Origin of the sequence: Pseudomonas sp. LAMO17WK12:I1 (assembly GCF_900177315.1) — a bacterium.
Classification (GTDB): Bacteria; Pseudomonadota; Gammaproteobacteria; order Pseudomonadales; family Pseudomonadaceae; genus Aquipseudomonas; species Aquipseudomonas marginalis.
Genome location: NZ_FWZV01000008.1, coordinates 14,687 through 34,707, shown reverse-complemented (window position 1 = coordinate 34,707; position 20,021 = coordinate 14,687). Strand labels below are relative to the sequence as shown.

Here is a 20,021-nt window from a genome sequence, read left to right as displayed (position 1 = left end):
TCGGTTCCGAAGAACCGGGCCTTTAGGATGCTGCTTACAGTTGAAGTATCAGAGTCTTCAGCGGTGGCTGTTGATCTTGTGAGGGAAAGTCCGCGCCGGGTGTCATGATTTTCCAGTCCCGCACCGGACGCCCAGCCTTTTGCGCACAACGCAGCACCTGTTCACGCCAATTCTCCATGCTGACTTTTGCCAGGTTGTTACAGCAGATCAGCACGCCATTGTCTGCTGTAGCGAGCAGTGCCGGCTTGAGCAGGCTCTGGTAGTCACGCAACAGGTCGACGGTACCGAAGGCACTCTTGGCCCAGGCCGGCGGGTCGAGCAACACCAGGTCATATTGACGCTGCTCGAGGCGCGGATAGCTCGGCAGTTTCTGCCCGCGACGCTGGGTGATCGGCAGCCCGGCCAGTTGGCGAATCGCCGGGAAGTAGTCCGATTGCACGAACTCCATGGTGGGAAGCTGTGGATTCAGCTGGCCGTTTTCACCTCCCACCGCCAGGTTGCCCTCGGCGAAGTCCAGGTTGCATACCTCGCGCGCACCACCGGCAGCGGCGCTCAGGCCCACCCCACAGGTGTAGGCAAACAGGTTCAGTACGCTTTTGCCGGCGCTGTGGTCCTTGACCCAGCCGCGGGTATTGCGCAGGTCGAGGAACAGCAGTGGGTCCTGGCCGGCGTGGCGCCCACGGACACGGTAATTGAGGCCCCATTCGTGGCCGACCAGGTCTTCCAGCGCGGCAGGTTCGGCGCGGTATACCGAATCTTCGCGATCGACCCGCGAGTTGCCGCGGGAGCGGTCGTTGTAGACCAGCAGCAACTCCAGGCCCATGTACTGGTTGATCAGTTGGTGCAGCTCCAGCAGGTCGGCGGTTTCCAACGACTGATGGAAGCTTTGCACCAGTAACTGCGGGCCATAGCGGTCGATGGTCAGGCCGCCGGCGCCTTCCTGGCTGCCATGGAACAGCCGATAGCAGTCGGTGCCCTGGGCGTGCAGTTCGCTGATCAGATCCTGGCGATGATCGAGGGCGGCGCGCAGCGCCTGATTCAAGGGAGACATGGAGCGCGCCTTGCTTAGGTAAATGGGGGCAATGAGGGCGCGGAGTTTAGCAGCTATGGCGCGTCGCCTACATCAACCCCATCCGCCGGTGTGCACGCTGCACCGAACCATTGCGCATCGCCCAGCGCAACAACGGTGCGCTGCGCTTGACCCCGGCGCGGATCATCTGGCGTTGCAGGGGGCTCTGGTGCTGATCGAGCAGGGTGCTGGCCCAGTCCGGCAGCAGGTCGATCCCGGCTTGCATCATCAAGGCACCAAAAGGCTTGGCCAACAGGCTGGGGGAGGGCGCGTTCAGCAACAGGCGCAGCACTTCGCGGCTGCGCTCGTCGCACAGCAATTGCGGGCGGATGCTCTCAAGGTAATCGGAAATTTCCTGGCGTGAATGCGGCACATCCTGCGCGCCGAGCCGTTCTGCGACGACGGCGATCTCGTTGTAGTAACGGTCCTGATCACGGCCGCAGAGGTGCGGGTTGCGATAGCGCAAGTGGGCAGCAAGAAAGTTGCTCACCTCCGCCACATGCACCCAGGTCAGCAGCGCTGGATCGCTGGCCGCGTAAGGCCTCCCGTCCGGGGCATGGCCCACCACCTGCAGGTGAATGGTGCGCACTTTTTCGATCAGCCAGTCGGCGTCTTTGCGCGCGCCGAACGTGGTACCGGAAATAAACTGCGAGGTACGGCGCAGGCGCCCAAGCATGTCCTGGCGAAAATTCGAATGGTCCCACACGCCGGCCAGGGCCAATGGGTGCAAGGCTTGCAGCATCAAGGCGCTGATGCCGCCGATAAGCATGCTGCTGAAGTCACCATGGACTTGCCAACTGACCGAGTCCGGCCCGAACAGGCCCGGATCGCCCTTGGGGTTTTCCAGATCCAGTTGGCCCAGTGACAAGCCGGTGAGGCTCATCAACTGGGTTTCGATACGGCTGCGGATAAATTCCATGGCGACTCGGGTTTCCTAGCGGTTCAGGCGTTTGTCGATCAGGCCGTCGACGACGCTGGGGTCGGCCAGGGTCGAGGTGTCACCCAGGCTGTCCAGTTCATTGCAGGCGATCTTGCGCAAAATCCGGCGCATGATCTTGCCGGATCGGGTTTTCGGCAAGGCCGGTGCCCATTGGATCAGTTCCGGCTTGGCAAAGCTGCCGATTTCCTTGCTGACCAGTTCCAGCAGGTGTTTTTTCAGCGCCTCGCTGGGTTCGACGCCATTCATGGGGGTGACAAAGGCGTAGATGCCCTGGCCTTTGACATCGTGGGGGTAGCCCACCACGGCAGCCTCGGCCACCTGGTCATGCAGTACCAACGCACTTTCTACCTCGGCGGTGCCGATACGGTGGCCGGATACGTTGATCACATCGTCGATACGCCCGGTGATCCAGTAGTCACCGTCCTCATCGCGGCGCGCGCCGTCACCGGTGAAATAGTAACCGGGGTAGGGTTTGAAATAGGTGTCGACCATGCGCTGCGGGTCGCCGTAGACGCTGCGAATCTGCCCCGGCCAACTGGCCTTGATCGCCAGTACGCCGCTGCCGGCACCGCTGATGACCTTGCCTTGTTCATCCAGCAGCACGGGCTGCACGCCAAACATCGGCTGGGTGGCGCAACCCGGTTTGATCCGCTGGGCGCTGACCAGCGGGCTGAGCATGATGCCGCCGGTCTCGGTCTGCCACCAGGTATCGACAATGGGGCAACGCTGTTCGCCCACCGCGTTGAAGTACCAGTCCCAGGCTTCCGGGTTGATCGGTTCGCCCACGCTGCCCAGCAGGCGCAGGCTGGCGCGGGAGGTCGTCTGCAGCGGGGCGTGACCCTCGCGCATCAACGCGCGCAAGGCGGTGGGGGCGGTATAGAAGATATTCACCTGGTGTTTATCGATGACCTGCCAGAAGCGCGAACTGTCCGGGTAGCTCGGCACACCTTCGAACATCAGCGAGGTCGCGCCATTGGCCAGCGGCCCGTACACGATGTAACTATGGCCGGTGACCCAACCCACGTCGGCGGTGCACCAGAACACCTCACCGTCGCGGTAATCGAGTACGTACTTGAAGGTCATTGCCGCCTGGAGCAGGTAGCCGCCCGTGGTGTGCAGCACGCCCTTGGGTTTGCCGGTGCTGCCGGAGGTGTAGAGGATAAACAGCGGGGCTTCGGCGTCCATCGGTTCTGGAGGGCAATGGTCGCTCGCTGCATCCAAGGCCTGTTGATACTTGAGGTCGCGGCCTTCGCTCCAGCTCACCGGGGCGCCGGTGCGTTGTACCACCAGCACCGTGCTGACGTCGGGGCAACTGGCCAGGGCCTTGTCGACATTCTGTTTCAACGCCACCGGCTTACCACCGCGCACGCCTTCATCGGCTGTGATCACGGTGCGGCAGTCGGCGTCCAGGATGCGGTCGCGCAGGGCGTCCGGTGAGAACCCGCCAAATACCACCGAGTGCACCGCGCCAATCCGTGTGCAAGCCAGCATGGCGTAGGCCGCTTCCGGGATCATCGGCATGTAGATACACACCCGGTCGCCTTTTTTCACGCCACGGCTTTTCAGCACATTGGCCAGGCGGCAGACGTTTTGGTGCAGTTGGCGGTAGGTGATTTTTGAGGATTTTGTGGGATCGTCACCTTCCCAGATGAAGGCCGGCTGATCGGCGCGTTGCGCCAGGTGACGGTCGATGCAGTTGTAGCTGACGTTCAACTGGCCACCGGCAAACCACTGGGCGGCACCGGTCTGGATGTCTGACTGCTGGACGGTGTGCCACGGTGTTATCCAGCCGAGAAAGGCCTTGGCCTGTTCGGCCCAGAACGTGTCCGGCTGTTCGATGGATTGGCGATAGAGGCGCTGGTAGTCCTCTTGACTGAGTTGCGCAGCCCGGCGGACGGCATCGGCGATGGGAAACGTGCTGATATCGAACATGAGCGATCCTTATTCTTGTTTTTGCGACAAGTCATAAAGATGCACCCTGTATGGAGAGGGTTCAAGGCCAACGTCCAAACGGACGTTGGCCTTGCGTTGCCTGCATCAGCCGCGGTGACGGCCGCGGAAGTAGTTGATCAGGCCCTGGGTCGACGCGTCTTCGGCCAAGGTTTCTTCGGCGCCGGTGAGGCGATTGTATACGCCCTTGCCCAGCTCCTTGCCCAGCTCCACGCCCCATTGGTCGAAGGCGTTGATGCCCCAGATCACGCTTTGCACGAACACTTTATGTTCATACATCGCAACCAGGGCGCCCAGGCGACGCGGGCTGATGCGTTCAACCACGAGCGTGTTGCTCGGACGGTTGCCCGGGATCACCTTGTGCGGTGCCAGCTTCTGCACGTCGTCTTCCGGGATGCCCTTGTCGCGCAGCTCGGCTTCGGCTTCGCTGCGGGTCTTGCCGAGCATCAGGGCCTGGCTTTGGGACAGGCAGTTGGCGTAAAGCCATTGATGGTGGTCGGACACCGGGTTGAAGCTGACGATCGGCACGATGAAGTCGGCCGGGATCAGTTGGGTGCCCTGGTGCAGCAATTGGTGATAAGCATGTTGGCCGTTGCAGCCGACGCCGCCCCAGATCACCGGGCCTGTGTCGGTGGACACTGGTTTGCCGTCCTGGCGCACGCTCTTGCCGTTGGATTCCATGTCCAGCTGCTGCAAGTGCTTGGTGATGTTACGCAGGTAGTGGTCGTATGGCAGGATCGCATGGCTCTGCGCACCCCAGAAGTTGCCGTACCACACGCCCAGCAGGCCCAGCAGCACCGGCATGTTCTGTTCGAACGGTGCGTTCTGGAAATGCTGGTCCATGGTGTAGGCACCGGACAGCAGTTCCTTGAAGTTGGACATGCCGATGGCCAGGGCGATTGGCAGGCCGATGGCCGACCACAACGAATAACGGCCGCCCACCCAGTCCCACATCGGGAAGATGTTTTCTTCGCGGATACCGAAGGCCACGGCGGCCGCGTTGTTGCTCGACACGGCGATAAAGTGGCGGTACAGCTCGGCTTCCGAGCCACCCTGGGCCAGGTACCAGGCGCGGGCGGCCTGGGCGTTTTTCAGGGTTTCCAGGGTGTTGAAGGATTTCGACGAGACGATAAACAGCGTGGTCTCGGCGCGCAGCTTCATGGTCAGCTCATGGAATTCGCTGCCATCGATGTTCGCCAGGTAGTGGCAGCGCACGCCTTTGTGGGCGTAGGACAACAGCGCTTCAGAGACCAGCTCCGGGCCGAGGAACGAGCCGCCGATGCCGATGTTCACCACGTCGGTGATTGGCTTCTCGGTGTAGCCACGCCACAGGCCGTCGTGGATGCGGCCGACCAGGTCGGTGATCTGGTTCAGCACCTTATGCACGTCCGGCATGATGTTCACGCCGTTGACCGACAGCTTGTCGCCCACCGGGCGGCGCAGGGCGGTGTGCAGGGCAGGGCGGCCTTCGGAGGAGTTGACCGGCTCGCCCGCATACAGCGAGTTGATTGCGTCTTTAAGGCCCACTTCGTTGGCAAGGCCCACCAGCAGGTCGCGGGTTTCGCCGGTGATCAGGTTTTTCGAGTAATCGAGGAAAAGTCCGCAGCTGCTCAAGGTGAACTGGGAAAAGCGCTGGGGATCGGCATTGAACGCTTCGCGCATGCTGAAATCCTGCATGGCTTGGCGATGTTGATTGAGCGCTTGCCAGGCGGGCAGAGCGGTAACGTCATGAGGGGTGCGGTAGTACGCCATCGCTGCGGGTTTCCTTTTATTACGGGGACTGCCTTTAGGACACTTCAAAGCCCGGAACATCCAGTCTTATCTCAAGGATTGGGTTCCAGACAGCGCTAACCATAGCGCAGGGCGATTACATTAAACCTAGCGTGTCGATATGTCTTGGCTTTGTCTGCGCTGTGGCCGGTACTTTTTTATACCGGCACAGCGATCAGGGCAATCGGCGGGGTGTTCAGAGAGGTCAGTCGAGGGTCAGATGCAGGTTGTCGATCAGGCGGGTCGTGCCTAGAAAGGCCGCCACCAGAATCACAATATCCCGATCCTCCGCCGTAGCGGCCCGCAGGTGCACGCCCTGGCGCACTTCGAGGTAATCCAGGCGCAACCCGGCAGCCTCGATCTGCTGCACCTGTTCGGCACGCAGCCTGGCGAAGTCGTGATCACCGCTTTTGATGGCTGCGGCAATCTGGCTGAGGCTGCGGTACAGCACCGGCGCGATCGCACGTTGTTCTTCGCTGAGAAAACCGTTGCGCGAGGACAGCGCCAGGCCATCATCGGCGCGTACGGTGGGCTCGCCGATAATCTGGATCGGCATGTTCAGGTCATGGACCATGGCGCGAATCACGGCCAGTTGCTGGTAGTCCTTCTGGCCAAATACAGCCATGTCCGGCTGGACCATGTTGAACAGTTTGCTGACCACGGTCGCCACGCCTTCGAAATGCCCGGGACGGCTGGCGCCGCACAAGCCTTCGGACAATTGCGGGACGCTGACGCGGGTCTGGCCGGTCATGCCGCCGGGGTACATCTCCTCGACGGTCGGCGCGAACAGCAGGTTGCAGCCGGCCTGCAGAAGCTTTTCCTGATCGGCGGCCAGGGTGCGAGGGTACTTGTCCAGGTCTTCGCCGGCGCCGAATTGCAGCGGGTTGACGAAAATACTCGCCACGACAAAGTCCGCCTGCTGCACAGCCTTGCTGACCAGGCTGGCATGGCCGCTGTGCAGGTTACCCATGGTGGGCACGAAGCCGATGCGTTTGCCGGCCTTGCGGGCGTGGGCGACGGCGGCTCTGAGTTCACGTACGGTTTTTACGGTGTTCATGCAGAGAATCCGTGTTCGGCGCCCGGGAAGGTCACGCCTTTGACTTCGGCGACGTAAGCACTCAATGCCGCGTGGATGCTGTCCTGGCCGGTCATGAAGTTCTTCACGAACTTCGGCACGCGGCCGGTAATCGACAGGCCGAGCATGTCGTGCAGCACCAGCACCTGGCCGTCGGTGGCCGAGCCCGCGCCAATACCGATCACCGGCACTTTAACGGCCTGGGTGATTTCTGCTGCGAGTTCGCTGGGCACGCATTCGAGCAGGATCATCGCAACGCCCGCCTGCTCCAGGGCGATGGCATCGGCACGCATCTGGCGCGCCTGGGCTTCGTTGCGGCCTTGGACCTTGTAGCCGCCGAGGATGTTCACGGACTGTGGCGTCAGGCCCATATGTGCACAGACCGGCACGCCGCGCTCAGCCAGCAGGCGAATCGACTCGGCGAGCCACACGGCGCCCTCCACCTTGATCATGTGTGCACCGGCACGCATCAGTTTGCCGGCGTTCAGGAAGGTCTGTTCGACGGTGGCGTAGTCCATGAACGGCAGGTCGGCGATGATGAATGCGCCGTCGTTGCCGCGCTTGACGCTGGAGGTGTGGTAGGCCAGTTCATCGGTGGTGACGGGCAGGGTGCTGTCATTCCCTTGAAGGACCATGCCCAGGGAGTCGCCTACCAGTAACACTTCAACCCCGGCCTGGCAGCAGGCGTGGGCGAAGGTGGCGTCATAGCAGGTCAGCATGGTGATTTTTTCACCTTTGAGCTTGAGGCTCTGCAAGGTGGTCAGGGTAATGTCTGGCATGAAAAGGGTCCTCGTTCAGGCGCTTGGAAACAGCGAGTTACGCGCGTGAGTCTTCGTTATTCAGGCGCACCGTCTTGAGAGCAGTGCTTATAAGGCCTGGATTGCGCCCTTCAGCGCCGGGTTGGCGGCAGCGGGACGCCTATAGTCGTGAGGAGGACACGGGAAGTCAATTGGATGTGTTACCGCATTGTTACGATGGCGGTGTTACCGCTGTTACTGACGCGATTCAGCAACGGGGAGCCGTTCCAGGCCGACAAACGGGCAGGCTTCAAGCAGGGCACTGAGGCGCTTTCCATCCGGCAATTGCAATGCGGCAGGCGCCAGTTCGGCCAATGGGTACAACACAAACGCACGCAGGTGCATCTGGTAATGGGGCACCTTCAGGCGCGGTTCGTCGATCAGGCGATCGCCAAACAGCAGAATGTCCAGGTCAAGGGTGCGAGGGCCCCAACGCTCCAGGCGCTCGCGGCCCTGATCGTTTTCGATGGCTTGCAGCGCATCCAGCAGGTCAAGTGGCGCAAGGCGGCTGTCCAGGGCGGCAACCGCGTTGGTGTAGCGCGGTTGGCCCGGTAGCAGCGAATCACTTTGGTAAAAGGCGGAAACGCCGGCGACGCAAGTGTCTGGCAATTGTGCCAACGCCTCGACAGCGCTGCGCAATTGTTGATCCGGGGCAGCCAGGTTGCTGCCCATGCCGATGTAGATGCGTTCCACGTTTATTCGCCCGCGGCGCCCGAGGCATCGGCCGCACTGCGTTTGCGCTTGGTGCCGCTGCGACGACGCTTCTTCGGCCCTGCGCCTTCGCCATCACCCTTGCTGCCGAGGTCGCGAATCATATCGCGGCGTTGGCTGTCATTGGCATCCTGATAGTCGGTCCACCATTCGCCCAGGCCGTCGGTCTGCTCACCGGCGCTTTCGCGCAGCAGCAGGAAGTCGTAGCCGGCACGGAAGCGCGGGTTGTCCAGCAGCAGGTCGGCTCGCTTGCCGCTGCGGCGCGGCAGGCGTTCCTGCATGTCCCAGATCTCGCGGATCGGCATCGTGAAACGTTTCGGGATAGCAATGCGCTGGCACTGTTCGGCGATCAGCTCGTGAGCGGCTTCCTGCATGGCCGGGATCGGCGGCATGCCACGCTCCTGCAGACGCAGTACGCGCTTGGGCAGGGCCGGCCACAACAGGGCGGCAAACAGGAACGCCGGCGTGACCGGTTTGTTCTGCTTGATGCGCAGGTCGGTATTGATCAAGGCTTCGCTGATCAGCGTGTGGGTATAAGTCGGGTTGTACTCCAGTGCTTCGGCGCTGGCCGGAAACAGTGGGTCGAACAACTGCAGGTCGACCAGCATTTCGAAGGTGTCGGCGGCGTAGCCGGAGAGGAACAGCTTGAGCACTTCTTCGAACAGACGCGCGGACGGGATTTCCCGCAGCATCGGTGCCAGCTCGCGTATCGGTGCGGCGGTGTGCTTTTCGATGCCGAAGTTGAGCTTGGCGGCGAAGCGCACGGCCCGCAGCATGCGCACCGGGTCTTCCTGATAGCGCTGCGTCGGGTCGCCGATCAGGCGGATCAGGTTATTGCGGATGTCGTGTACGCCATTGGCGTAATCGAGGATGCGTTCGCTGACCGGATCGTAATAGAGGGCATTGATGGTGAAGTCGCGGCGCTGCGCGTCTTCTTCCAGGGTGCCGTAGACGTTGTCGCGCAGGATACGCCCGCTCTCGTTGCGGGAAGACTGATTGGTATCTTCCTCTTCATCGTTTTGCGGGTGGCCGGCACGGAAGGTCGCGACCTCGATGATTTCGCGACCAAAATGGATATGCACCAGCTTGAAGCGGCGACCGATGATTCGCGCATTGCGAAACTCGGCACGCACTTGCTCAGGCGTGGCACTGGTGGCGACGTCGAAATCCTTAGGTGTGATATTGAGCAGCATGTCGCGTACGCAACCGCCCACCAGGTAGGCCTGGTAACCGGCGTTCTGCAACCGTTCGACGATATTCACCGCATAACGGCTGAATTGAGCGCGCTGCAACGAATGCTGGCTGCTGTTGAGCACTTCAGGCGTGCTGCGTTTGTGTTGCGTACGACGCAAGGGAGAACGGAATGACTGGAACAACTTCTTCAGCATGGGATGCACTGTTTGAAGGAATGTTCGGCCATAACGAAGAATGACCGCATGATGGGCGGGGATTCTAGCATTTAGTCAGGGGATGGTGTAGGAACAAGCTTCGGCGTTGCGCCATAAGCCTTAAATCGTCAAATCCCGGAAACTACAAGGGGAGCCGAAGCTCCCCCAGAAGTAGTTGCGTGCTCTATTTTTATTATTGATTTCGGGCTTCTTGTTTTTGTTGATCGCCCTCGCCATGAAGCTTCACCTTCATGACACTCCCAATCGGGAGTCAAGAGCAAACGGATTGCTTTGGTCGCTGTGTTGCTGATCTACGATCCAACCAGTTCAGGCTCTGCCTTAGGGCAGTTTTTGTTGTTCTCGGCCTGGTTGCGGGGCAAGCCCCAAATGCAACGCCTCTCCAAAAGAATCAGTTAGCTGCGCCTCCGCCGTGTTGTTTTTGTTATGCGTGAGTCGATTCGTCTTATTTTTATTGTCTTGTACAAAGCTTGTTATTGTTTTTGTACTAAGCATATAGCAGGGTGCGTGCCAACTTTTGCGTCGCCCAGCAAAACCGGGGGGTTGAGGTGGTTTTTGGTTTTTGAAGGGCGAAAAAAAGCCGGGGCTTCGTTACCGTAAGCCCCGGCTTTTGTTACGCGAAATATCCGCGGTAACAGTTTTTTCACATCGGAGGGTGTTACCTGTGGGGGCGCACCCTCAGCTTTCGCTGGCCACCCCGGTCTTGCGCCGTGGAATGCCCAGGCGCTGGCGGCGTTCCCACAGGCACTTACGGCTCACGCCCAGCTTGCGTGCCAACTCGGTCTCGGTCATGTGGTCCTGGTGCTCCAGGACGAAATGCTGGAAATAGTCTTCCAGTGACAAATCTTCCGTCGGCTCATGGCTGGTATTGCTGGCGCCGCCCTGTGTCGGGACCAGGCCGATGAAGTCGTCATCCTCCAAGTCACTGAGTTCAATATCGATACCCAGCAGCTCGGCGGAAATTTCCGGGCTTTCCGACAGGATCACCGCACGCTCGACCGCATTCTCCAGTTCCCGCACGTTACCCGGCCACGAGTAATGCCGAATCGCCTGCTCGGCGTCGGGCGCGAACGTCAGGTCGGTACGGTTGATACGCGCACTCTGGCGCAGCAGGAATGCGTTGGCGATCTCATTCACGTCGGCGCCGCGCTCACGCAGGGCCGGCAATTTGAGCGCGATCACGTGCAGGCGGTAATACAAGTCTTCACGGAACTGACCGATCTTGGCCAGGCTCTTCAGGTCGCGGTGGGTGGCCGCGATCAGGCGTACGTCAACCTTCTGCGATTGCACCGAGCCTACACGTCGAATCTCACCTTCCTGCAGCACACGCAGCAGTCGCGCCTGGGCCTCCAGCGGCAACTCACCGATTTCATCAAGGAACAGCGTACCGCCGTCCGCCGCTTCCACCAGGCCCGCACGCCCAGCGCTGGCGCCGGTAAACGCGCCTTTCTCGTGGCCGAACAGTTCGGACTCGATCAGGGATTCGGGGATCGCCGCACAGTTCACCGAAATCATCGGCGCCTTGGCGCGTTTGGACAGGTTGTGCAGGGCGCGGGCCACCAGTTCTTTACCGGTGCCCGACTCGCCCTGGATCAATACATTGGAGTCGGTGGGCGCGACCTTACGGATCTTGCTGTACAGGTCCTGCATCGGCGGGCAGGAGCCAATGATGCCGATCTCGCCGTTACTGTTGTCGACCCCCGGCTTGTCGGCGCCGTTGGTCGCCTTGCCGGCGGGGCGCTGTTCGGCAGGCGCGCTGCTGGCTGACTGGCGGTCACGCAGGATGCGGGCCACGGCCTGGAGCATTTCATCGTGGTCAAACGGCTTGGCGATGTAGTCCACCGCACCCATCTTCATGGAATCAACCGCCGAGCGCAGGCTGGCGTAGCTGGTCATGATCAGCACCGGAGTGCCCTGGCCAAGCTTGATCAGCTCGGTGCCCGGCGCTCCGGGCAGACGCAGGTCGCTGACAATCAGGTCGAACGTGGGGATGCTGAAACGCTCTTGTGCTTCCTGCACCGAGCCGGCTTCGCTGACCTGGTACTGATTACGTTCAAGCAGGCGACGCAAGGCAGAGCGGATAATGGTTTCGTCTTCGACGATCAAAATGTGCGGCATTGATTCAATTCTCTCGACGGTCTCAGTTCACAGCGGACGTCGCTTCGACATGACGCGGCAAGGTCACCCGAATACGGGTGCCGCGTTGGCTTTCGGTGTCAGCCGGGCTGTCGATGGTGATTTGTCCATAATGCTCTTCAACGATGGAATAGACCAGTGCAAGGCCCAGACCGGTACCTTCACCCGGGTCCTTGGTGGTGAAGAAGGGTTCGAACAATCGGTCCATGATGTTCTGTGGAATACCGCTGCCTTCATCTTCGACGATCAGATCGACGGTATGTTCGAAAGCCTCGGTCTTGACGCGTACCGCACCACCGGCCGGGGTTGCGTCACGGGCGTTGGACAGCAGGTTGATCAGCACTTGGGCCAGGCGTTGTGAGTCGCCGTCGACCCAATGGTCGGGGTCGCACAGGTTGAAGAACTGTACTTCGAAATTGCGCCGGTTCAAGGCGAGCAGCCCAATGGCATCCTGGGCCACTTCGGCCAGGCACACGGCCTCATCCAGATTCTGATGGCCGCCGGCATGGGCAAAACTCATCAGCGACTGCACGATGCGCGAGACGCGCTTGGTCTGTTCGAGGATCTGCCCGCTGATTTCGATGATTTCGCCGTCCTCCTCACGCTCTTCCCGCAGGTTTTGCGCGAGGCAGGCGATACCGGTGATCGGGTTGCCGATTTCGTGGGCCACGCCCGCTGCCAGGCGACCAATGCTGGCCAGGCGCTCGGAGTGCACCAGCTTGTCTTCGAGCATCTGGGTTTCAGTCAGGTCTTCGACCAGCAGCACCAGGCCGCTGTTACCGGGAGCCAACGGTTCATCGATCGCGGCTTTGTGCAGGTTGAGCCAGCGGGTCTGGCCGTCGAGCGCCAGGTGCTGTTTGTGCAAGTGCTCGTCGGGCAGGTTGATAAAGCCCTGGAGCAGTTCTTTCCACGGATCGCCCAGGGTATTCAGGCGCGAGCCCACCACCCGTTGCGCGGCGATGCCGGTGAGTTCTTCCATGGCCTTGTTCCACATCAGGATCTCCTGATCCTTGGCCAGGGAACACACGCCCATCGGCAGTTCCTGCAGGGTCTGGCGGTGGTAACGGCGCAGTGCGTCGAGTTCGGCCGCCAGGCCGGTGAGGCGTGAGTGGTAATCCTCCAGCCGGCTTTCGATGAAATGGATGTCCTCGGTGACGTAGTTTTCGCCGCCGGCCTTGTAGGGCAGGAAGGTTTCCACCATGTCCTGGGACACGCTGGGGCCCATCAGGCCGGAGAGGTTGGCTTCGATGCGGTCGCGCAGGCGACGCAGCGCATATGGGCGGCGCTCGTCAAAGGGCAGGTACAGATCGCGCAGCGCCTGCTCGACTTCCTTTTGCGCAGCCTTGGCACCCAAGGGCTTGGCCAGTTGCGTGGCGAACTCCTGGGGCGAGGCCGCGTGCAGTTCGCGGCGTTGCGGTCGACGCACGTTATCCACCGCGCACGCCTCGGCGGCGCTGGTCTCTTCCGGGCTGGCGTTGGTGAACAGCGATATCAGGGTGAACATCAGTACGTTGGCGGCCAGCGAGGCAATCGCCGCCATGTGCCAGCTGGTGTCGTCCAGCACGTAGATCATGTTCAGCAGCGGAATGTAGAAACCCTGCAGGTTGCCGACCAACGGCAGTAGCATGGTGACGATCCATACCAGGATCCCGGCCAGCAGCCCGGCGATAAACCCACGGCGGTTGGCGGTCGGCCAGTACAGCACCGACAGCACTCCCGGCAGGAACTGCAAGGTGGCGACAAACGCGACAATGCCCAGGTTGGCCAGGTCCTGCCCGGCGCCGAGCAACAGGTAGAACCCGTAGCCGGCCATGATGATCGCGACGATGAGTGCGCGGCGCGTCCATTTCAGCCATCGGTAGATATTGCCTTCGGCGGGCGGCTGGTACAGCGGCAGCACCAGGTGATTGAGGGCCATGCCCGATAGAGCCAGCGTCGTGACGATAATCAGCCCGCTGGCAGCAGACAAGCCGCCCACATACGCCAGCAGCGCCAACGCCGGGCTATTGGCGGCGATACCGATACCCAGGGTGAAATACTCGGGGTTGGTGGTGGCCCCCAGTTTCAGGCCGGCCCAGAGGATCAGCGGCACCGCAAGGCTCATCAACAGCAGGAACAGCGGCAAGCCCCAGCTGGCGCTGACCAGCGAGCGCGGGTTGAGGTTCTCGGTGAAGGTCATGTGGTACATGTGGGGCATTACGATCGCCGAGGCGAAGAACACCAGCAACAGCGTGCGCCATGGGCCTTCCTGCAACGGCGTGTGCAGGGCGGCGAGGGCGGTCTGGTTTTGCAGCAGCCACAGCTCCAGCTGTTGCGGGCCGTCGAACACGCCATAGAGCGCGTAGAGACCGACGCCGCCGATGGCGATCAGCTTGATCACCGATTCGAACGCAATCGCAAATACCAGCCCTTCGTGTTTCTCGCGGGTGGCGATGTGACGTGAGCCGAAGAAAATCGTGAACAGGCTGATCAGCGCACAGAACGCCAGGGCGACCCGGTGTTGCACCGGCTCGCGGGTCAGGATGCTGATGGAGTCGGCCACCGCCTGGATCTGCAGGGCCAGCAAGGGCAGCACGCCGATCAGCATGAACACCGTAGTCAATGCCCCGGCCCACGTGCTGCGGAAGCGGAAGGCGAACAGGTCGGCCAGTGACGACAACTGATAGGTGCGAGTAATTTTCAGGATCGGGTACAGCAGCACCGGTGCCAGCAGGAACGCGCCGGACACACCCAGGTAGCTGGAGAGAAAGCCGTAGCCGTATTGATAGGCCAGGCCGACGGTGCCATAGAACGCCCAGGCGCTGGCGTACACGCCGAGGGACAAGGTGTAGGTCAACGGATGGCGAATGATCGCCCGCGGAATCATTCCGCGCTCACTGATCCAGGCGACGCCGAACAGTGCCGCCAGGTAAGCGGCGCTGATCAGCAGCATCTGGGTGAGGCTAAAGCTCATCGGCATCTTTTTGGCTCTGCAGGATGAAGGTCACGACGATCAGGATCAGCCACAGCAGATAGGGGCGATACCAGGCGCCCGTGGCGTCGATCCACCAATCCATGATGGCGGGGGAAAACAAGTAGATCCCGACGACCAGCAGCAGGACCAATCGATAGATGTACATGTTGGCCTCTGATTAAAAAACTGCGGCGATGGTAACGGATGGCTGGCAGGCTGCAAGCGCCTTCAGCGTAATTGCGCTTCGGCCAGGGTCAGTGTGCGCGGGATCCTGCTGGCATCCCAGTGCACAATGCCCCAATCCAGCAACTCCCGTGGGCTGGCATGAAGCAGTTCGTCGCCAGGCTGCTGGCCAAGGGCGCGCAGGGCTCTCAATAGCAGCGGCGTGGCCTGGTCGGGATGCAGCGGCGGGGAACGATAGGACTTACCCAACTTGTTACCGTCTGGCTGGACGATCAACGGTACGTGCAGATAGCGCGGCTGGCGCAGGCCCAGCAACTCCTGCAGGTACAGCTGGCGTGGCGTGGAGTCGAGCAGGTCGGCGCCGCGCACGATATCGGTAACCCCTTGCCAGGCATCGTCGAGCACCACGGCCAGTTGGTAGGCGTAGAGGCCATCGCGGCGACGGATGACGAAGTCGCCGACGTCACGGCCCAGGTGTTGTCGGAATTCTCCTTGTACGCGGTCAGTAAAGTGGTACTCCAGCTCGGGAACACGCAGGCGGATGGCGGCGTCCTGCTGGTCGTGACCGGCATTTCGGCACAGGCCTGGGTAAATCCCGTCGTAGGGCTCCAATTGTTTACGTGAACAGGTACAGGCGTAGGCCAGGCCGTGGTTGAACATATCGTTCAGTACCTTGGCGTAGGCGTCCTGCCGCTCGCTTTGTCTGGCCAGTTCGCCATCCCACTCAAAGCCGTAGCTCTCCAGGGCATGCAGGATTGCCACCTGGGCGCCGGGCTCTTCGCGGGGCGGGTCGAGGTCTTCCATGCGCATCAGCCAGCGGCCGCGATTGGCGCGGGCGTCGAGGTAGGAGGCGAGGGCGGCGACCAGGGAACCGAAGTGCAGATGGCCGCTGGGCGTGGGGGCGAAACGCCCGATATAGGTAGAGGCAGTCATGGGCCGGATACTACTGGAAAATCGGTAAATCCCAGAAACAAAAATGGGGCGTTTGCACGCCCCATTGGTTCAGCTCGGCTGGATCACTTGCCGACCTGTTTTTCCTTGATTTCAGCCAAGGTCTTGCAGTCTACGCAGAGGTCCGCAGTAGGGCGGGCTTCCAGGCGACGGATACCGATCTCGACACCGCAGGATTCGCACCAGCCGTATTCTTCGTCTTCGATCAGTTGCAACGTCTTGTCGATTTTCTTGATCAGCTTGCGCTCGCGATCGCGGGCGCGCAGTTCGAGGGCGAACTCTTCTTCCTGGCTGGCACGATCTGCCGGGTCCGGGAAGTTGGCCGCTTCATCCTTCATATGGTCAACCGTGCGGTCGACTTCCTGCATCAAGTCCTGCTTCCACTGCTTCAGGATTTTGGAGAAGTGCTCGCGCATGGGCTTGCCCATGTATTCCTCACCCTTCGATTCAACGTAGGGTTGGAAGCCGCTGATGCTCTGTTGCTTTGCTTGGGTGGACATGAATAGACCGCCTCTCACTCTTCTAATCCATTGCGCAGGATTGCAACGTTACCGACACCTGCCGGCCCTGCGGCTGCAAGCGGGCGAACTTACCAGATAGATTCAGGGTGCGCCACTCCCGGTTGTCGACGCCCGTCACGCAGGGGTTGCCAACTGCAGCAGCCCGCTGTGGCTGGGTATGCATCGTCTCGAATGTTGATTTTAGTCGTTTTGCAAGCGCTTGCCGGGTTCATCTTGGACGGCCAGGCAGGCAATAGAGCATGTTTTACCGCGAGGGTTCGGTAGAATCCTGATTTTGTCCTCACCGTTAAGGAAGGCTAATGGCTCAGCCCTACAGTGCGCGCAGTCGCGCTATCGAACCTTTTCATGTCATGGCGTTGCTGGCGCGAGCCAATGAGCTGCAAGCGGCAGGCCATGATGTGATCCACCTGGAGATCGGCGAGCCGGATTTCACCACGGCCGAGCCGATCATCCAGGCCGGCCAGGCGGCGTTGGCCAATGGCAAGACCCGCTATACCGCGGCCCGTGGCCTGCCGGAATTGCGTGAAGCCATCAGCGGTTTCTACCAGCAGCGCTACGGATTGAACGTCGATCCCGAGCGTATCCTGATCACTCCCGGAGGCTCCGGCGCACTGTTGTTGGCCAGCAGCCTGTTGGTGGACCCCGGCAAGCATTGGCTGCTGGCAGACCCGGGTTACCCGTGTAACCGGCACTTCCTGCGCCTGGTGGAAGGTGCCGCGCAACTGGTGCCGGTAGGCCCTGAAGTGCGTTATCAACTGACCGCTGACCTAGTGGCCAGACACTGGGATCAGGACAGCGTGGGCGCGTTGGTTGCCTCCCCGGCGAATCCCACCGGCACGATCCTCACGCGCGATGAATTAGCCGGGCTTTCCGACGCAATCAAGGCGCGTAACGGCCATTTGGTGGTGGATGAGATCTATCACGGCCTGACCTACGGCACTGACGCCGCCAGCGTGCTGGAGGTCGACGATGAGGCCTTCGTCCTGAATAGTTTTTCGAAGTATTTCGGCATGACCGGCTGGCGCCTGGGCTGGCTGGTGGCGCCGCCGGCTGCGGTCGGCGACCTGGAAAAACTGGCGCAAAATCTGTATATCAGCGCGCCCAGCATGGCCCAGTATGCCGCGCTCGCCTGCTTTACCCCGCAAACCCTGAGCATTCTGGAGGAGCGCCGTGCCGAATTTGGCCGGCGTCGCGACTTCCTGCTGCCCGCTTTGCGCGAGTTGGGCTTCGGGATTGCCGTAGAGCCGGAAGGTGCGTTCTATTTGTACGCCGATATCAGTGCGTTCGGCGCAGATGCCTTCGCATTTTGTCGTCATTTCCTCGAAACCGAGCATGTCGCATTCACACCCGGTCTGGATTTTGGTCGCTATCAAGCGGGTCATCATGTGCGCTTTGCCTACACGCAAAACCTTGATCGGCTACAGGAGGCGGTGGAACGAATCCAGCGTGGCCTGCGGAGCTGGCAAGGCTGATGCGCTTTTATCCTCCCCTCGAAGAAGGCCGGCTGATTCGCCGCTATAAGCGCTTTCTCACCGATATCGAAACCGTTACCGGCGAGTTGTTGACTATTCACTGCCCAAATACCGGTTCGATGCTCAACTGCATGGTGGAAGGCGGGCAGGTCTGGTTCAGTCGCTCCAATGACCCCAAGCGCAAGTTGCCCGGCACCTGGGAAATTGCCGAAACGCCCCAGGGCCGCTTGGCGTGCGTTAACACGGCACGCGCCAATCCGTTGGTCGAGGAGGCGTTGCGCGCTGGCGTGATCACTGAACTCAACGGTTTCACCGCGTTGAAGCGGGAAGTGCCTTACGGCCAGGAGAAAAGCCGCATCGACTTTCGTCTCGAATATCCCGACGGCGCGGCGTATGTGGAAGTCAAAAGTGTCACGCTGGGGTTTGATGACACCCGGGTTGCTGCCTTCCCCGATGCGGTGACCCAGCGTGGCGCCAAGCACCTGCGGGAACTGGCGCATCTGGCGCGTGAAGGTGTGCGGGCGGTGCAATTGTATTGCGTCAACCTCTCGGGGATTGACGCGGTACGTCCGGCGCTGGAAATCGATGCCGCCTATGGTGCGGCCTTGCGCGAAGCTAAAGCTGCCGGGGTGGAAGTGTTGGCGTATGGGGTGCGCGTGACATCCGAGGAGATTTGCGTGGACCGTCGGTTAGACGTGCTGCTCGACTAGAGATCCACCCACAGGCCCTGTGCGTCTTCACGACCGCGCAGGGCCTTGAGGCTTTTACCTGCGCATGGGCCGGCAATGCACTCGCCGCTTTCGATCAGGAACAGCGCGCCGTGGGTGGCGCATTGGATCAGGCTGGCGCTGTCGTCAAGGAACCGGTCGGGTTGCCACTCCAGTGGAATGCCGCGATGTGGGCAGCGGTTGATATAGAAGTAGGCGATGCCGTCCCGGCGTACCGCCAGCAGCGGCGTGCCATCCATCGTAAAACCGAGGCTGCTGTTGGGCGCGAGCGTGTCCGAGGGGCAGAGAAACTTCATTTCAATCCTTAAGTGCCTTGACGTTCAAATGCAAACAATTATCAAATGCCGGCTTCGCCCGTTAGCTGACTGGGTGCTCAGTTCGATGTCCGCCAGGGGTTATCTGTCACATCGATGAGTGCTCGAAAGGCCCTGCCCTTTGGAAGGAAACCCTGTTATGCGCCTGAGTGCCAGCGCTGTTGCGCTTGTTGTCGGACTGCTGGTCAACCATGGGGCGCAAGCCTCTGAACTGCCACAACGCTGGGTGAGTGCCGGTGGGGCGCTGTCGGAATGGGTTACGGCGTTGGGCGGTGAGCCGAAGTTGGTCGGCGTGGACACCACCAGCCAGCATCCTGAATCGCTCAAGGCGTTGCCAAGTATCGGCTATCAGCGGCAATTGTCGGCCGAAGGCATTCTCAGCCTGCGCCCACAGGTGCTGGTGGGGACTGAAGAGATGGGGCCGCCACCGGTGCTGGCGCAGATTCGCAGTGCAGGTGTCCAGGTCGAGATGTTCTCGGCGCAGCCGGATTTGCCGACCTTGAAGGGTAATCTTCAGCACCTGGGCAAGTTGCTGGGAGATGAGGCTAAGGCCAGTGTATTGTTTACCGGATATGAACGGGCCCTTGATCAGCAGAAAAGCTGGGTCGCCAAGGCGCAGGCCGCGCAGAAGGCACCGGGCGTGTTACTGCTGATCGGTCATGCTGGCGGCAAGCCACTGATTGCCGGTAAGGACACCGCGGGCGATTGGGTGGTGCAGCAGGCGGGCGGGCATAACCTGGCTACCCACAGCGGGTACAAGCCGTTTTCGGCGGAGTCGTTGGCAGGGTTGAGCCCGGATGTGCTGGTGTTTGCCGATCGTGCCCTTACCGGAGACGCGGCGCGCGCGGCGTTGTTCAAGGAGAATCCGATCCTGGCTTCGACGCCGGCGGCCAAGCGTGGCCGCGTGTTCGAGCTTGACCCGACCCTGCTGGTTGGCGGGCTCGGGCCTCGTCTGCCGCAAAGTCTGGTGAAGCTCTCGGCCGGTTTTTACCCGTCACAGGCTAAACCTGCCCCATGACTACGCTGGTTAAGCCGAAAACGCTGT

At 61.1% G+C, this 20,021-nt stretch carries 17 protein-coding genes; 3 read left to right on the top strand and 14 right to left on the bottom strand.

Annotation, left to right across the window (positions count from 1 at the left end; all coding sequences use genetic code 11):
* Positions 1–34: 34 nt before the first annotated feature.
* The 13 genes from B9N88_RS16440 to dksA all read right to left on the bottom strand — a co-directional run bounded on the left by B9N88_RS16440 (position 35) and on the right by dksA (position 16,441).
* Complete coding sequence (locus B9N88_RS16440; RefSeq protein WP_027605374.1) at positions 35–1,051, bottom strand: class I SAM-dependent rRNA methyltransferase; 1,017 nt, start codon at positions 1,049–1,051, stop codon at positions 35–37.
* A 67-nt stretch (positions 1,052–1,118) separates the two neighbouring features.
* Complete coding sequence (locus B9N88_RS16435; RefSeq protein ID WP_027605375.1) at positions 1,119–1,988, bottom strand: oxygenase MpaB family protein; 870 nt, start codon at positions 1,986–1,988, stop codon at positions 1,119–1,121.
* 15 nt (positions 1,989–2,003) lie between these two features.
* The gene (gene acs, locus B9N88_RS16430; RefSeq protein WP_027605376.1) at positions 2,004–3,941 is read right to left on the bottom strand and encodes an acetate--CoA ligase; all 1,938 of its coding nucleotides are present in this window, start codon (positions 3,939–3,941) and stop codon (positions 2,004–2,006) included.
* A 105-nt stretch (positions 3,942–4,046) separates the two neighbouring features.
* Complete coding sequence (pgi, locus tag B9N88_RS16425; RefSeq protein WP_027605377.1) at positions 4,047–5,711, bottom strand: glucose-6-phosphate isomerase; 1,665 nt, start codon at positions 5,709–5,711, stop codon at positions 4,047–4,049.
* Between the two features lie 223 nt (positions 5,712–5,934).
* Positions 5,935–6,786: a pantoate--beta-alanine ligase gene (gene panC / locus B9N88_RS16420; protein WP_027605378.1), complete on the bottom strand. Its 852-nt coding sequence runs from the start codon at positions 6,784–6,786 to the stop codon at positions 5,935–5,937.
* A complete protein-coding gene (gene panB / locus B9N88_RS16415; protein WP_027605379.1) occupies positions 6,783–7,583 on the bottom strand; it encodes a 3-methyl-2-oxobutanoate hydroxymethyltransferase in 801 nt (266 codons plus the stop codon). Before panB ends, panC begins: the two co-directional genes overlap by 4 nt.
* Positions 7,584–7,796: 213 nt before the next feature.
* Complete coding sequence (gene folK, locus B9N88_RS16410) at positions 7,797–8,294, bottom strand: 2-amino-4-hydroxy-6-hydroxymethyldihydropteridine diphosphokinase (RefSeq protein WP_027605380.1); 498 nt, start codon at positions 8,292–8,294, stop codon at positions 7,797–7,799.
* A 2-nt stretch (positions 8,295–8,296) separates the two neighbouring features.
* Complete coding sequence (locus B9N88_RS16405) at positions 8,297–9,700, bottom strand: polynucleotide adenylyltransferase PcnB (RefSeq protein WP_027605381.1); 1,404 nt, start codon at positions 9,698–9,700, stop codon at positions 8,297–8,299.
* Positions 9,701–10,396: 696 nt separating this feature from the next.
* On the bottom strand, positions 10,397–11,836 hold the full coding sequence (locus tag B9N88_RS16400; protein WP_027605382.1) for a sigma-54-dependent transcriptional regulator: 1,440 nt from the start codon (positions 11,834–11,836) through the stop codon (positions 10,397–10,399).
* A 22-nt stretch (positions 11,837–11,858) separates the two neighbouring features.
* Complete coding sequence (locus B9N88_RS16395; RefSeq protein ID WP_027605383.1) at positions 11,859–14,813, bottom strand: sensor histidine kinase; 2,955 nt, start codon at positions 14,811–14,813, stop codon at positions 11,859–11,861.
* Complete coding sequence (locus tag B9N88_RS32370) at positions 14,797–14,973, bottom strand: hypothetical protein (RefSeq protein ID WP_003176118.1); 177 nt, start codon at positions 14,971–14,973, stop codon at positions 14,797–14,799. The genes B9N88_RS16395 and B9N88_RS32370 overlap by 17 nt, the downstream gene beginning before the upstream one ends.
* A 62-nt stretch (positions 14,974–15,035) precedes the next feature.
* Positions 15,036–15,923, bottom strand: a complete 888-nt coding sequence (gene gluQRS / locus B9N88_RS16390; protein ID WP_027605384.1) for a tRNA glutamyl-Q(34) synthetase GluQRS — start codon at positions 15,921–15,923, stop codon at positions 15,036–15,038.
* Positions 15,924–16,006: 83 nt separating this feature from the next.
* Positions 16,007–16,441, bottom strand: a complete 435-nt coding sequence (gene dksA, locus B9N88_RS16385) for an RNA polymerase-binding protein DksA (protein WP_005791430.1) — start codon at positions 16,439–16,441, stop codon at positions 16,007–16,009.
* 320 nt (positions 16,442–16,761) lie between these two features.
* On the opposite strand from dksA, the gene B9N88_RS16380 reads away from it, so the two are divergent.
* The gene (locus B9N88_RS16380; protein WP_027605385.1) at positions 16,762–17,934 is read left to right on the top strand and encodes a pyridoxal phosphate-dependent aminotransferase; all 1,173 of its coding nucleotides are present in this window, start codon (positions 16,762–16,764) and stop codon (positions 17,932–17,934) included.
* A complete protein-coding gene (gene sfsA / locus B9N88_RS16375) occupies positions 17,934–18,644 on the top strand; it encodes a DNA/RNA nuclease SfsA (protein ID WP_027605386.1) in 711 nt (236 codons plus the stop codon). The genes B9N88_RS16380 and sfsA overlap by 1 nt, the downstream gene beginning before the upstream one ends.
* Here the strand turns inward: sfsA and B9N88_RS16370 are convergent.
* Positions 18,641–18,958 carry a Rieske (2Fe-2S) protein gene (locus B9N88_RS16370; RefSeq protein WP_027605387.1) on the bottom strand — a complete coding sequence of 106 codons (318 nt, stop codon included), beginning with the start codon at positions 18,956–18,958 and terminating at the stop codon, positions 18,641–18,643. The genes sfsA and B9N88_RS16370 overlap by 4 nt on opposite strands.
* Before the next feature lie 157 nt (positions 18,959–19,115).
* On the opposite strand from B9N88_RS16370, the gene B9N88_RS16365 reads away from it, so the two are divergent.
* Positions 19,116–19,994: a heme/hemin ABC transporter substrate-binding protein gene (locus B9N88_RS16365; protein ID WP_027605388.1), complete on the top strand. Its 879-nt coding sequence runs from the start codon at positions 19,116–19,118 to the stop codon at positions 19,992–19,994.
* Positions 19,995–20,021 lie beyond the last annotated feature (27 nt).

What these genes read in the sequence shown, in the direction of transcription:
- B9N88_RS16440 (WP_027605374.1), bottom strand. Translation starts at nt 1,051, where the DNA reads ATGTCTCCCTTGAATCAGGCGCTGCGCGCCGCCCTCGATCATCGCCAG.
- B9N88_RS16435 (WP_027605375.1), bottom strand. Translation starts at nt 1,988, where the DNA reads ATGGAATTTATCCGCAGCCGTATCGAAACCCAGTTGATGAGCCTCACC.
- acs (WP_027605376.1), bottom strand. Translation starts at nt 3,941, where the DNA reads ATGTTCGATATCAGCACGTTTCCCATCGCCGATGCCGTCCGCCGGGCT.
- pgi (WP_027605377.1), bottom strand. Translation starts at nt 5,711, where the DNA reads ATGGCGTACTACCGCACCCCTCATGACGTTACCGCTCTGCCCGCCTGG.
- panC (WP_027605378.1), bottom strand. Translation starts at nt 6,786, where the DNA reads ATGAACACCGTAAAAACCGTACGTGAACTCAGAGCCGCCGTCGCCCAC.
- panB (WP_027605379.1), bottom strand. Translation starts at nt 7,583, where the DNA reads ATGCCAGACATTACCCTGACCACCTTGCAGAGCCTCAAGCTCAAAGGT.
- B9N88_RS16405 (WP_027605381.1), bottom strand. Translation starts at nt 9,700, where the DNA reads ATGCTGAAGAAGTTGTTCCAGTCATTCCGTTCTCCCTTGCGTCGTACG.
- B9N88_RS16400 (WP_027605382.1), bottom strand. Translation starts at nt 11,836, where the DNA reads ATGCCGCACATTTTGATCGTCGAAGACGAAACCATTATCCGCTCTGCC.
- B9N88_RS16395 (WP_027605383.1), bottom strand. Translation starts at nt 14,813, where the DNA reads ATGCCGATGAGCTTTAGCCTCACCCAGATGCTGCTGATCAGCGCCGCT.
- B9N88_RS32370 (WP_003176118.1), bottom strand. Translation starts at nt 14,973, where the DNA reads ATGTACATCTATCGATTGGTCCTGCTGCTGGTCGTCGGGATCTACTTG.
- gluQRS (WP_027605384.1), bottom strand. Translation starts at nt 15,923, where the DNA reads ATGACTGCCTCTACCTATATCGGGCGTTTCGCCCCCACGCCCAGCGGC.
- dksA (WP_005791430.1), bottom strand. Translation starts at nt 16,441, where the DNA reads ATGTCCACCCAAGCAAAGCAACAGAGCATCAGCGGCTTCCAACCCTAC.
- B9N88_RS16380 (WP_027605385.1), top strand. Translation starts at nt 16,762, where the DNA reads ATGGCTCAGCCCTACAGTGCGCGCAGTCGCGCTATCGAACCTTTTCAT.
- sfsA (WP_027605386.1), top strand. Translation starts at nt 17,934, where the DNA reads ATGCGCTTTTATCCTCCCCTCGAAGAAGGCCGGCTGATTCGCCGCTAT.
- B9N88_RS16370 (WP_027605387.1), bottom strand. Translation starts at nt 18,958, where the DNA reads ATGAAGTTTCTCTGCCCCTCGGACACGCTCGCGCCCAACAGCAGCCTC.
- B9N88_RS16365 (WP_027605388.1), top strand. Translation starts at nt 19,116, where the DNA reads ATGCGCCTGAGTGCCAGCGCTGTTGCGCTTGTTGTCGGACTGCTGGTC.